The following is a 13,516-nucleotide window of genomic DNA, read 5'->3' on the forward strand; positions in this document are numbered from 1 at the left end:
GGCGAAAAAGGCCGGTCGCGGCAACAGAACAATAAAAACAAAACAGGGAAAATCCACATGCAGAAAGCATCAAGCTGGCTAATCGCAGGCGTGCTCGGCGCCGCGGCGACCACGTCTCAGGCCGCGACTCTGGAAGAGCGCATGGCCGCTTTCGAGGCCCGTGCCAGCGCAGCGGAAAAACGCGCAGCCGCCGCCGAACAGCAAACCCAGGCACTCGCCAGGGAGTTGCAGCAACTCAAACTCGCCACGCCCGCTGTGCAACCGGTGGCGTCCGCCGCTACGGTCCCCACGCTCGACGCTCGCCTGGCAAAACTCGAAGCCAGCCAGCAAAGCACGCAGAAACAGGGCAGTGGCGCACACCTTACCGACGGCTTCAGCTTCAAGGGCTACGCCCGCTCCGGGCTGCTGATCAATGATGGATTGGGCGGTGGTCGTGGCGGTCCGTACACCACTCCGGCCGGTTCTGTGGGTGGCGCGGTCGGGCGACTCGGCAACGAAGACGACACCTACATGCGCATCGACCTGTCGAAAGAGCAGTACGCGCAGAACGGCACCCACTCCAAGTTCACGGTTTCCATCGCCGATGGTGTGGAGAGCTCCAACGACTGGACCGCCGACGAAAGCAACCTGAACGTGCGCCAGGTGTTTACCGAACTCGATCACCTCGCGGCATTCAAGGGCAACTCGATGTTCGAAAACTCCACCCTGTGGGCCGGCAAGCGCTTCGACAGGGACAATTTCGACATCCACTGGCTGGACTCCGACGTTGTCTATCTGGCCGGCACCGGTGGCGGTATCTACGATATACAGATGAACAAGAACTGGCGCTCGAACTACTCATTGATCGGTCGCAACTACGGCGATTTCAGTGAGGGCGGCGTCAATGCCGATGTGGAAAGCTACATCCTGACGTCCAACCAGTTTTTCGACGGCGGGCAGTGGCAGTGGATGTTCAACGCCATCGGCTCGAAGAAAAACGACTTTGCTACCCGCACCAACGAAGCGGGGCTGACGCCGGCCGATTCCGGCTTGCACAGCATGATCGCCAATCACCAGAAAAACTTTTTCGGCCGCGAAGGCTTCTTCAAGACGGCGCTGCTCTATGGGCAGGGGTTGGGGGCCGAGGTCAAGAACGTTGGCTCGGACGGCGAACTGATCGATGACGCCCGCGCGGTGCGCCTGGCGCTGTACGGCGAAACGCCCTTGGCGTCCGACTGGCGCATTGGCCCGAGCCTGCTGGCTGAGCAAAGCAAGGACCGCTACGTCAAGGGCGACGATTACCGTTGGATGACCCTGAACGTGCGGTTGGCCAATGAAATCAACAGCAATTTCGAGATGGCCTACGAGATGAGCTGGCAAACCATGAAGCTGGACCCCAAGGGCTACCTGCAACGCAATGCGGTTGACGGCAACTTCTGGAAATTCACGGTCGCCCCGACCTTCAAGCCCGACCTGGGCGATCTGCTCACGCGTCCTGAGCTGCGCCTGTTCGCCAGCGTCATGAACTGGTCGTCGGACCTGGACAGGTACAGCACCACGGACTCCTTCGGCAAGACTGACTTCAACGCCGGCGGTGTCTGGCAGTACGGCATCCAGATGGAAACCTGGTTCTGATGCCAGTCAGTTGAAACGTGTGGAGCAAGCCCGCTCCCACGGGTAATGCGGCTCACTCAGGAAAAACGATGAACCTGTGGCGAGGGCGCTTGCTCCCGCTCGGCTGCGAAGCAGTCGTGAACCGGTGGGTGCGGTGTGTCTGATGCTCCGCATTCGGCAGGTTCTGGGGCTGCTTCGCGACCCAGCGGGAGCAAGCTCCCTCGCCACACAAGCCAAACCGCTGGTTTTGATCATTCCCACCACTGCGTGGGAATGACCGATTTCCCACAGATGCACTGAGTGCATTTCAGTGACCGACAGGGTGGACGGCTGCTTGGGCCTGTCATGACCGAATGCGGGTCGCCTTTGCTGGATCTACAACCGACGGGTTGCTTTTGGAAGGACTGGGGCTACTGTACTTAGGATCAACCTGCCGGCCCCGGGGCCGATTGATTCACCCAGCCAGCGCTCGGGTGCTGGGCCTGGTTCGTAGAGGCAACGTGATTTTCGTGTCCACCGCACAGCCAAGGAGGCGCCATGTCATTTCTTTACCATGTGACGAACAAGGCTAACCTGGCGAATATCAGCGCCGCCGGGCTGGCCCCCGCCGCCAAACGAAAGGCATCCGCGGCCCAGGCATTCGGTGCAACTCAAAAGAACCGGATTGAGATGCGCGAACACAATCGCCTTGCACGCTTCAAGATGCTCCTCAAGGACCTGGCGGTGGCAGGTTATTCACCGCGCACGATCCTTTTCAATGAGCGAGCGGCAACGGCGAGGGTGCAGATCGCTTTTTCCAACAAGGATTTTGCCGTCGTAGACGATATTCCCTATGTCGAGCAGGTCGGTGTCTATCCGCCCATTCCCGCAAAAAAAGGCGTTGTTGCGGCCGACGCGGACCTCAAAGAGATTCTGGCAAGGTACGTCGAGAAGCTGCGCAGCGTCTCGGCACCGTTGGACGAGGACTTGTTCGACGAGCGACAGGCCAAGGCCCATAGGGCGAAGAATTCCTTTTACGGCAAAGCAGTCCAAGAGATCGATAGGCTGGATCTGTCGTTGCACCACCAGCATTTTCTCAGCGAACTGGCCTATGCCTATGAAGAGCTGGTGGCCGACGACGAACAGGAAGTCACCCGTCACCGCGTATACTTGTTCCCTGAGAAGCATCTCAAGAGTCAGTACAGCACTTACGCCAAGCATATCGTCAGTGGTCAGTACGAGAACCTGGCGATATTGCGGGTGGATTCGGCGAATGTTTCCAATCCGATGTTCGATGCGGCGCAGGGCAACGGCGCGACAACGAAAGAAATCATCCAGGCCATCCACATCAACTATGTGGTCGGTGTTCCCTTGGCCTCGGTGCAGGATGGCAGTGTCTTCAACGGACAATGGAATGAGTTGAGTCAATACGAGTGAGGCTATCGAAGATTTTTTACTGAACCCGGGTCTATCCGGTCATGTCACTCGTTTGTCAGGAACGACAACATGATGGAGCAGCCGATGCGACCTATGCACTTCACCAGCCTTTCCTTTGCCGCGCTGCTGTGCGTAGCGTGTTCAAGCCAGCCGCCCGCGACATGGAGCTATGCAGACGCTCAAGGACGGGCCAATCTCCCTCCCGACCAAACCTACCCCGAACTCTTTGAAGCGGTGCAACGCGAGCAGGTGTTCACCGACCAGAAGCATTTCGTGGACGCACTGCCCAACCGTGAGCCGGCGCAGATCCGCGCCGATTACCTGGACCGACGCAACCGTGATGGCTTCGATATCAAGGCTTTCGTGAAAGACAACTTCATCGAATCCGGCGAAGTCGAAAGCCCGGCTCCCAAGCCCGGCGCTCCGATCAAGGAACATATCGACAGCCTTTGGCCGGTACTGAGTCGATCCTACCGCCAGGTGCCGGCCTACAGCAGTTTGTTGCCCCTGCCGCAGCCCTATGTGGTGCCCGGCGGACGCTTTCGCGAGATGTATTACTGGGATTCGTATTTCACTATGTTGGGACTTGAGCAGAGCGGTGATAAGGCCCAGGTTCGGCAGATGACCGACAACTTTGCCTACATGATCGACACCTACGGCCACATTCCCAACGGCAATCGCACCTACTACTTGAGCCGGTCGCAGCCTCCATTCTTCGCTTACATGGTGGAGTTGCAGGCGCGTATCGAAGGCGACCAGGCCTATGGACGATACCTGCCGCAATTGCAGAAGGAGTATGCCTATTGGATGGAGGGCGCCCAGTCACTCAAACCCGGTTCGGCCGCGCGACACGTGGTCAAACTCGCCGATGGCAGTGTGCTCAACCGCTATTGGGATGCCAGCCCGACGCCTCGACAGGAGTCCTGGTTGCAAGATGTCAGCACCGCCGAGCGAGCGCCGGACCGGCCCAAGGAAGAGGTCTGGCGTGACCTGCGTGCCGGCGCTGAAAGCGGTTGGGACTTCAGCTCGCGCTGGTTGGACGACGGCCAGAACCTGGCGAGCATACGCACCACGGCCATCGTGCCCGTGGACCTCAACAGCCTGATTTATCATCTCGAAAACACCATCGCCAAAGCTTGCGAGACGGTGCAGAACATCCCCTGTGTCCAGGCTTACGGCCGGCGCGCCGAGCTGCGCCAGCGTGCCATCGAGAAGCATTTGTGGAATGCCGACAAAGGTTTCTACGTGGACTACGACTGGCAACGCAACCAGCCACGCCAGCAGCTCACGGCCGCGACGCTTTTCCCGCTGTATACGGGGCTGGCGTCTGTCGAGCATGCCAATCGCACCGCCGATGCGGTACGTGACGGCCTGTTGCGCCCCGGCGGCATCGCCACCACCCAGGTCAGTAATGGCCAGCAGTGGGACGAACCCAATGGCTGGGCACCGTTGCAATGGGTCGCGGTGGAGGGGCTGGACCGATACCAGCAAACCGCCCTGGCGCAGCAAATTGGCAGCCGCTTCTTGCAGCAGGTCGAGAGCCTTTACCGCAAGGAAAACAAGCTGGTGGAGAAATACGATCTGTCCGGGCGCGGTGACGGCGGGGGAGGCGGTGAATATGAACTGCAGGACGGCTTCGGCTGGACAAATGGCGTGACGCTCAAGCTGCTGGGTAAATATGGCGCGACTCCCCCAACCCTAGTGGGTAAGTGAACGCCGTACACATCCCCTGTGGGTTCAAGCTCGCTCCCACAGGGGATGTGTGGTTGGCATCAAGTCTCACGATCACCTGGAAAAAATGTGGGATGTCTATTCATGCACCGTCACCCGATTGCGTCCGGTCTTTTTCGACGTATACAGCGCCTGGTCCGCCCTGGCGATCAGGTCGGCGTGGTCGTTCGAGGGCTGGCTCAGGTCGGCCACGCCCAGGCTGATGGTGAAACGGATGGTCTGGTCGTTGTACACCACCTCCAGCGCCTCCACTGAGTGCCGCATGCGTTCGGCGAACGCGTGTGCGCCGCTGCTGTCGGTATCCGAAAGCACCACGCCAAACTCTTCACCGCCATATCGCCCGACCACATCGGAGTCGCGCGCATGTTCGCGCAACAGCCTGGCGACTTGCTCGATGACCTTGTCGCCGGCCTGGTGACCGTAGTTGTCGTTGACCCGCTTGAAGTGATCGATATCGAGCATCACCAGGCTCAACGCATGGCCGTAGCGCTGGTGCCGGGCGTAGGCGGCTTTCAGGTTGCTTTCCCAATGACCGCGGTTGTAGAGCCCCGTCAGCCGATCGGTGCTGGAGAGTAGCTGCAGCTGCGCGTTGGCGGCCTGGAGTTGATGCCGGTTGGTGGCGACGTCGGTGACGTCATAGATCACCAGGCAGATGTGCTTGATGGTGTTGTCAGGCGAGCGCAGCGGCAGCAGCGTGGTGTTCTGGTACATGAACGCTTCCTGGCCGGTGATCGGCTGGTAGCTCTTGAATCGAATCAGGTACGGGCGCTGCTCCCAGACCGTGAACGCTGGCGTGCCCAGGGTCGCGACACTTTCCACCTTGCGGCTGAACCATTGGCGATCGATTTCAGGGAATAGGCTGAAAAAATGCTGATTGTGGGCATCCTTGGGCTGCACCCCCGAGCGGTTCTCCATGAAGGTGTTCCAGACCTGCACACGGTACTCTCGGTCGAGCACCACGACACCGACGTCGATGCTCTGAACGATGGCCAGCAACCAGTGAAACTCGTTCAGATCGATGGAATCGTTCATGGCTCAGCTCATCAGATAGGCGAGTTTGTGGGTCAACCGTTCGATGGAGTCTTCCGTGAACAGCAGCAACAGATCGAAGCGAATATCGTGCCCTTCCAGGCTGTAGCTGATTTCCACTGCCAGGGTCTTTTTCCAGTGCATGCGGTTGCCCTGGATCAGTTCCTCGATGGCCGCGTGCTGGCCGAGAATCTGCGGATGGCCCTGGGAAAACACCACATCGATCTGCTCGGCAATGCTGCTGAGACACGCGCCGATCAAGACGCTGGAAAGGTCCAGCAACATTTCCAGGTCCGAATAATCGGCGCTCTCGCGCTGCATCAATTGCGCGATGTCGGCGATTTCCGAGTCATGGAATATCAGCAGGGCCTCGCCGGCGATGCCGCTGCCGATGAAACCTTGGCAGATGGCCGTGAGTTGCTGGGAGCTGCCGACGTCGTTGAGCGCCATATGCAGTTCCCCGACCTCGAGGATGTTCACGTTCGGCACCGGCAACTGCACAAAGACCCCCAATACCTTGGCGATCAGGGCCGCCGCCCGGCCTATGGCCACGTTGACCGTCTCGCGGAACACATCGTGAAAACCGATGGCCGTGTTCGTGGCCGAACGATTCTGCAACGGCACCTGGTCGGATCGGGTCAGTAGCCCCACCCGGGTGAGGGTCTGGCGCAGTTCGTTTTCGTCAAAAGGCTTTTTCAGGAACGCCAGCGCGCCCAGCTCAAGCACGCGGCGCACCGCCTCGTCCTGGACGTCACCGGAAATCACGATGACTTGCGCCTTCAAGCCCTCTGCGCGCAATGCGCTCAACACCTGGTAGCCATCCATCTCCGGCATGGTCAGGTCGAGCAGCACCACTTGCCCCAGGCCTTGGCGTATGGCGTCCATCGCCTGGCACCCGTTGACCGCCTCGGTGACCGAAACCGGCCAGTCTGCAGGCAGCGCGCGCAACACCTGTTTGCGCGCCATGTTGGAGTCGTCACACACAACCAGGGGAATCAACGGCACAGGGGCATCCATTGGCGTTCAACGGCAGGGTAGGTCCTACGTACATCATTCATAGGCTGGCAGGGGCCCTTGATTAACGAACAGGATTTATCGGGCATTGCGTCCTGCATGAAAGACTTGCAGGGCACTATTGTATTAAAAACTGGACCAATAAGTCAGGGGAGTCAACTGCACTTCGTCATTACAACCAGTGCAAAGCCACGGTCGGCGTGCCGATTGGCATTGGCAGGCACAGTTTGTGGTCTATAGTTTTGTGCAGGTCCGGAATCCTTCAGTGCCGGCGGCCAGGAACCATGGACGCCTCGCAGCATTGCCGCGTCGGATATTCGCAGGCCGTCAGCAGTGAACAATGCAGGGAGCACACCATGGCGATCCAACGGGCGAGTGTACTGACGTCGGCCCAGGATGTTGCCCCTCGTGAAAACCCCTTGTCCGATGCGACGGGCGATCTGTTTCGGCGCCGCTTCGATCAGGTCAAGGAAGCCTACATTCTGTTCCCGCTGTTGGCGGCTCTCCTGTTGTCGGTCATCTGGGCGGGCACCCTGTACCTGATCAAGGTCGAACAGACCCGCGCGCAGCGGGGCATCGCCGAGGCGAGCCTGGAAATCGGCGCCACCTACGAAGCGCAGATCCTACGGGCCGTGCGTGAAATCGACCAGACCCTCAAACTCGTCAAGTACACCTACGAGTCCGAGCGCGAGACAAACCCGCTGCCCAAGCTCAAGGCACGCGCCTTGCTGCCTTCACCTTATTTATTTGATGTCAGCGTGGTGGATGCCAGGGGGCTGGTCGTGGCCAGTACCCAATCGAGTGAGGTCGGAAACCAGATTGCCAAGGATGAGCTGCAAACGGTGGGGCGTGACACTGCACTGTCGATCAGCCGCCCGTGGAAAAGCCCGGCGACGGGGGAGTGGAAGCTACGTTTCAGCCGGCGGCTCGACACGGGGGATGGCGCATTCGCCGGGATCGCCATGGTTGAAGTCGATGCGGCTTATTTCGTCAGCAGTTATGACACCTCGAAGCTTGGCAATCAGGGCTTGCTCGGCCTGCTGGGCATCGACGGCGTCTTTCGGGCACGGCGTAGTGGGGAAGCGATATCGGCCGGCAATGAGGTCGATTACGCCGCCGTGGTGCCGGACACCGAAAACACTGACGCCGTACGCTTGATCAACGGGACGGACGGCGTGCGGCGCTACACCAGCGCCCGTCAGCTCTACGATTTTCCGCTGGCGGTGATCGTCGGGTTGTCCGAAGAAGAACAACTGGCCACAGTGACGCGGCAAGCGCACACCTACCTCTGGCGCACGGCCGGCGGCAGCCTGTTGCTGGTGTTGTTGGCGGGGCTGCTCGCCCGGATGAGCTGGCAACTGGTGCAAAGCCGTCTGCGCGCAGGCGAAGCGAAAATTGCCTACGCCGAAAATGTCGAGTATCTGGCTTATCACGACGGCCTTACGGCGTTGCCCAATCGCAGTCTGTTCAGCAAGCTGTTGAGCCAGAGCATCGGTGAGGCAAGTCGTTATCATCGGCAACTGGCGGTGCTGTTCCTTGACCTCGACCGCTTCAAACAAGTCAACGATACGCTTGGGCACGATGCCGGCGATCAATTGCTCAAGGAGGTGGCGCTGCGACTCAAGGCGTGTCTGCGCAGCAGCGATACGGTGGCTCGATTGGGCGGCGACGAGTTCGTGATCCTGCTGCCAGAGCTGTCCGATGACAAGGACGTGGCAACCACTGCCCAGAAAATCCTTGGGGCCATTGCCCGGCCTTTCAACCTCCAGGGTCAGGAGTTCCGGGTGACCGCCAGCGTCGGCATCAGCGTTTTCCCACAGGATGGCCTGGACGAGCAGACCCTCAAGAAAAACGCCGATATCGCGATGTACCAGGCCAAGCAGTGCGGCAAGAACAATTTCCAGTTCTACTCCGCGAAGCTGAACGCGGACTCACTGGAACGGATGACGCTGGAGCTGAGCTTGCGCCACGCCCTGGAGCGCCACGAGTTCCAGCTTCACTACCAGGCCAAGCGAGATATTGGCAGTGGCCGCATTACCGGCATGGAAGCGCTGCTGCGCTGGAATCACCCGGACCTGGGTATCGTGGCACCGATGCAATTCATCCCGGTAGCGGAAGAGACCGGTTTGATCGTGCCGATCGGCAAGTGGGTGCTCAAGACCGCCTGCCAGCAAAACGTGGCCTGGCAGCAACAGGGATTACCATGCCTGGGGGTCGCCGTGAATCTCACGGCACGGCAGTTTGCCGATGAGAACCTGCTCACGGACCTGGCTGAGATATTGGCCGAAACCGGTATGGATGCACGTCTGCTGGAGCTGGAGATCGCCGAGAGCCTGCTCATGCAGGACGTCAAGAGAGCGTTGAACGTGTTGACCGGGCTCAAGCGCCTGCAGGTCCGCATCGCCATCGATGATTTCGGCATTGGCTATTCTTCGCTCTCTGCCCTCGAACAGTTTCCGCTGGATGTCATCAAGATCGACCGCTCGTGTATCTGCGATACCAGCAGCGTGTCGGAAGACAAAGCCCTGACCGAGGCCATTATTGCCATGGGCCGGACCCTCAGCCTGACCGTGGTGGCCCAGGGCGTGGAAACCAAGGCGCAGGCCGATTTCCTGCGCGACAATGCCTGCGACGAATTCCAGGGGTTCTACTTCAACAAACCGGTGCCCGCCGATCAGTTCAAGGTGTTGCTGCAAGCCCAGGCGGCTGGCACGGATCTCGATACCTGAGGCCCGCGCTTATTGCGGGTCAAGCGGCAGTGCCCTGACGCTGCCGTCTACCTCCTGAGCATCGATATAGCCAATGGTGCCGGGGTTCTCTGCAACACGCTTCTTGACCTCCGCACTGCTTGAAACAGCCTGGGGCGGTTGGCCTCTGCCGGTAAAGATGATTTTCGACCAGTGCGCCTTGAGCTGGGAGGCGGACTTGCTTGTGAACGTTGTGTAGAACTCGTCGCGGGTCGGCGAATCTTCCGTCAGGTCAATGGGCGTTGCCTGTCCTCCGTCGGGGAAACGACTGGTCTTGCCGAGGAAAATATCCGCCACCTGATTGCGCGTGAGCGTCTTCACCGGGCTGGACGCGGCGACGACCACCACCACCTCGGCCTTGACGGCAGCGCTGGCGGCGCACAGGGCGAGCCCCGCCATGGCGAATCCGATGAGTCTCACAACCCACATGGCCTGCTCCATCAGAAGACAAAATCAACAGCCAGGCTGATGACGTTGAGCGAACCCCCCGACGTGAAGTCCGGTTGGGGGTTGATCAACGGACCGACCGAGTTGCCCTTGAAACGTGTGTGATCGAATTGCACTTTGGCGTCCATGTTCTTGGTGAAGTCCCAGCGCACGCCCAAGGAAAGGGTCTGCTGGCCTTCGTTTGAGCCCAGGATGCTGTTGAGCGCACCGTTGAGCTCGGCGGCCGTGCCCGCCAGGGCCGGCGGCAAGGCCGATAGCGTCAGGCCCGGGCTGGAGACTTCTGTTTCGGTTCTGGAGCGCGCGTAGGTGACATAGGGGGTGAACGCTGCGATGCGGTACCCGCCGCTGATGTACCAGGCGCTGGTCCTGCCCAGGCCGGAACGGCTATCCAGACGCCCCCATTCACTCATGACGAACCAGTTGCCCGGATCGTAGCTGGCACCCAAGCCGATAAAGTCGACGGGGGTGTCATCGGAATCGTAGCGATCGGCGATGGCGACGCCTTCCGGACCGAACGCCCTGAAGGTATCGAAGAGTGAATTGAACGGCTCCAGGGTCAGGTCGGCCTTCATGTAGGTGATGCGTGTGGTGAGGACGCCAAGCTCGGTGGTGTTGGTGACCCCCCAGAGATTTCTCGTCAGCGCCTTGCCGGTCCCGTCGGAGTCGCGGCTGTCGGTCTGGCCGTAGTGGGCGTGCACTGTGTTGGTGATTTCATCGACTCGAAACCGGTAGCTGCCATCGATACCGTCGCTGCTGGAAATCGGCATCAGGCTGTAGACCTCCATGGGCGCTCGCACCCAATGCAGGGTATAGCCCACTTTGCGGGTGTCGGAGACCAGGAACGACGGCAACACGGTACGGCCAATGCGTGCGTTGAAGTCCGGCGTGAACTGGTACTTGATGTTGGCCCACTCGACAAAGGGTCGGTAACTGTTGTCGTAGCGCTGCTCGGAAATGACCTGCACCACAGCTGACAGCTGCGGGGTGAACGTGGCGGTCAGCTGGGCACCGATCAGGCTGTCGACGTCGGCGCTCCAGTTGCGCGAATGCCCCGCGCCGTTGGGCTTGAAGATACTGGATGTGAAGTCGGCTTTTTTCTCGCTGGAGTGAACGATCCCCACCGTGCCGAAGCTGCTCAACGAGAACATCGACGTATCGGCTGTATCGGCGCTGGAACCGCCGGCATACAGCGTCATGACGGCCAGGGCCAGTGTATTGGGTCTTGTCGCCATAGGGTCAACGTGACCTCGTTGCATGGAGCGCCATTCGTCTGTTCCTTGTAACGTTGGCTGAAACTGCGTGAAACCACCGAAGCGTAGCCTAGATCGCCAATTTGAGCGTAAAGGTCGCCCCTGTTCCCGGGCCATCGCTGTGGGCTTCCAGTGAACCGCCCATCTCCATGGCCGCCAGGACGCAGCTGTGCAGACCAAAACCATGACCGTCCTTGCGCGTGGTAAAGCCATGGGCAAAGATTCGCGTCAGGTTCTCGGGCGCGATGCCTTCGCCATTGTCGATGACCTTGATCACCAGGGTGTCTCCTTGGTGCATCTCACTCTGAAGGATGATCTGGTGAGCAAGCTCAGGCTTGTCATCCATCGCCCTGCTGGCGTTTTTTATCAAGTTGACCAGGATCAGCAGCACCCGGTGCTTGTCCAACAGCAACAAGGGCGTTTCGGCAAAGTTTCGTACCACGGTTATCTGGCGCGCCGCGATGATGCCGGCGTTCATGCGCAAGGCATCCTCGATCAGTTCCTTTATCTGCACGGTTTCGGCAATGGTAGAGGTGCCCGCATACGATTGCTGGGCGGAAACGATTTCCTTGATGTGGTCAACGCTTTTAGTCAGCTGGCCAAGTTCCTCGGCCATGCTCTGTTGCTCGATCGCAAGCGCGTCTACCAGTTGGTTCAGGTAGCCGGGCAGCAGCTTGCCTTTTTCGTCGTGGGAGATGAAGTCGCCGAGGTCCTCGGCATGCTCGTTCATCATTTGCACCGCTTTGCCGAGCCCCAAGGCCTTGCTGGTACGCAGCTTGCGGGTGACCAGGTCGGCGGAGATATTCACGCTGTTGAGCACATTGCCCACGTTGTGCAAGACGTTGGTGGCGATTTCGGCCATGCCGGCTTGACGGGCGGCCGCGGCCAGTTGCGTCTGGGCTTCGGCGGCGCGCAAACGGCTCTGCGCCAGTTGCCAGCTCATCCGGGCGAGCAGGCTCACCAACAACACCAGCACCAGGCTGCCGCCTGCGGCGCGCCAGAGATAGGTGCGCGCTTGCTGGTTCACCGCGGCCAGTTGCTCTTGCTCGGACAAGCCCACAATCACCGCCAACGGAAAGTCGTAGAGCTGGCGGGCACTGGTGTAGCGCCGCACCCCGTCCCATCCGTTGACCGAGAGCACGGTCTCGGTGTTTTCGGCGTCCGGCACCACGGCGCTGTAATTGACCGTATCGCCGGCCAGTACCGTTTCCCCGGTGCGCCGTACGCGGAAGATGCCGTCGGTGCCAAGGAGCCCGAGCGCACCCTGGTCGCCGAGTTTCGAGGCGTCGTAGCTGCTGACAAAATAGGCCGCATCGACCTCGACCCTGGCGATCCCGGAAAGCCTGCCATCCTTCGCGTCGAGTCGCCGGCTGAAACGCAGGCGCCATTCTCCGGTGACAGGGCTTTTCCACGGGTGGCTGATGGACAGTGAGTCGCTATGGCGCAGCGTTTGCTGCTCATCCGGGTCGGCGATATTTTCCCGCTCGTTGACCCGCGTGCTTGCCACGAGCCTGCCGTCCGGGCTGACCACACTGACGTCGAACACCAAGGCCGGCGGCAACAAGGCCCGCTCCTGGAGACGGCGCAAGGGATTAGGCTCACCTTCAGCTTCGTAGGTGTATTTGACCAGTTTGAGGGTTTGATCGATTTCGTGAATGGCGCGCAACATTTGCGCTTCATAGGTGGCGCCCATCTCCAGGCTTGCCGTCGCGGCGCTCTGCTGCGCGCGGGCATGTTCAACCTTGATCAGGTACAGGGTCGCGGTCCAGATGGCCAGCAACAGCAACGCGGCCAGCATCGGAAACAGAATGTAGGCTTCCTTGGCCTGGTCGATGCCAAACCGAAATACGCCGGCCTCGGTATCGCCATCAATCTCTGCATGATGGGCAGGGCCAGGGGCCAACCTCAGTGTCTCGGGCCGCTGGTTCGGCATAGTGTGCTCCCTGCATTTCACTATTGAAGGCGGGTGGTTATCCGACGCGGTTTATGGCTCGAGAGGATGTTGCTCCAGGTTGCACGAGCGAAAATATTTCGGATTTGCTAGGAACTATAGACCACAAACCGTACCTGCCAGTGCGCGGTGATACGGTCCGATAGCCTTGATTCCCCAGGCCTATGCCGCAATCCTGGTTAGCAATACCTGATTGGTCGATTGTCCTTGGGACGTGATCGGTTTTTTGTATGAACAGGCGCTTGATCGCCCTTGAGGGGGGTAGAAGCCAGTGTCACCCAGCTTCTATCTGGTGCTTGAATTTCTGCTGCGTTACATGGCTCGGTCGACCCCTGCCA

9 protein-coding genes are annotated in these 13,516 nt (G+C 59.9%); 4 read left to right on the forward strand and 5 right to left on the reverse strand.

The window, feature by feature from the left end; translation table 11 throughout:
- Positions 1 to 57: 57 nt before the first annotated feature.
- The 3 genes from BLT00_RS02680 (at position 58) to treA (ending at position 4,722) form a co-directional block, all read left to right on the forward strand.
- Positions 58 to 1,614, forward strand: a complete 1,557-nt coding sequence (locus BLT00_RS02680) for a carbohydrate porin (protein WP_092142055.1) — start codon at positions 58 to 60, stop codon at positions 1,612 to 1,614.
- 516 nt (positions 1,615 to 2,130) lie between these two features.
- Positions 2,131 to 3,009, forward strand: coding sequence for a hypothetical protein (locus BLT00_RS02685; protein ID WP_092142053.1), 879 nt, complete (start codon positions 2,131 to 2,133; stop codon positions 3,007 to 3,009).
- Between the two features lie 84 nt (positions 3,010 to 3,093).
- Positions 3,094 to 4,722: an alpha,alpha-trehalase TreA gene (gene treA / locus BLT00_RS02690; RefSeq protein ID WP_092142726.1), complete on the forward strand. Its 1,629-nt coding sequence runs from the start codon at positions 3,094 to 3,096 to the stop codon at positions 4,720 to 4,722.
- A gap of 96 nt (positions 4,723 to 4,818) precedes the next feature.
- Here the strand turns inward: treA and BLT00_RS02695 are convergent, their stop codons facing one another.
- Both BLT00_RS02695 and BLT00_RS02700 read right to left on the reverse strand, forming a co-directional pair.
- A complete protein-coding gene (locus BLT00_RS02695; protein WP_092142051.1) occupies positions 4,819 to 5,772 on the reverse strand; it encodes a GGDEF domain-containing protein in 954 nt (317 codons plus the stop codon).
- Positions 5,773 to 5,775: 3 nt separating this feature from the next.
- A complete protein-coding gene (locus BLT00_RS02700; protein WP_092142049.1) occupies positions 5,776 to 6,786 on the reverse strand; it encodes a response regulator in 1,011 nt (336 codons plus the stop codon).
- Between the two features lie 353 nt (positions 6,787 to 7,139).
- On the opposite strand from BLT00_RS02700, the gene BLT00_RS02705 reads away from it, so the two are divergent.
- Positions 7,140 to 9,512 carry a putative bifunctional diguanylate cyclase/phosphodiesterase gene (locus tag BLT00_RS02705; RefSeq protein WP_092142047.1) on the forward strand — a complete coding sequence of 791 codons (2,373 nt, stop codon included), beginning with the start codon at positions 7,140 to 7,142 and terminating at the stop codon, positions 9,510 to 9,512.
- 9 nt (positions 9,513 to 9,521) lie between these two features.
- Here the strand turns inward: BLT00_RS02705 and BLT00_RS02710 are convergent, their stop codons facing one another.
- The 3 genes from BLT00_RS02710 to BLT00_RS02720 all read right to left on the reverse strand — a co-directional run bounded on the left by BLT00_RS02710 (position 9,522) and on the right by BLT00_RS02720 (position 13,160).
- Complete coding sequence (locus tag BLT00_RS02710) at positions 9,522 to 9,959, reverse strand: substrate-binding domain-containing protein (RefSeq protein ID WP_092142045.1); 438 nt, start codon at positions 9,957 to 9,959, stop codon at positions 9,522 to 9,524.
- Between the two features lie 11 nt (positions 9,960 to 9,970).
- On the reverse strand, positions 9,971 to 11,209 hold the full coding sequence (locus BLT00_RS02715) for a porin (protein WP_092142043.1): 1,239 nt from the start codon (positions 11,207 to 11,209) through the stop codon (positions 9,971 to 9,973).
- 88 nt (positions 11,210 to 11,297) lie between these two features.
- On the reverse strand, positions 11,298 to 13,160 hold the full coding sequence (locus tag BLT00_RS02720; RefSeq protein WP_092142041.1) for an ATP-binding protein: 1,863 nt from the start codon (positions 13,158 to 13,160) through the stop codon (positions 11,298 to 11,300).
- Positions 13,161 to 13,516: the final 356 nt, after the last annotated feature.

Origin of the sequence: Pseudomonas sp. NFACC51 (assembly GCF_900103575.1) — a bacterium.
Classification (GTDB): Bacteria; Pseudomonadota; Gammaproteobacteria; order Pseudomonadales; family Pseudomonadaceae; genus Aquipseudomonas; species Aquipseudomonas fluorescens_Q.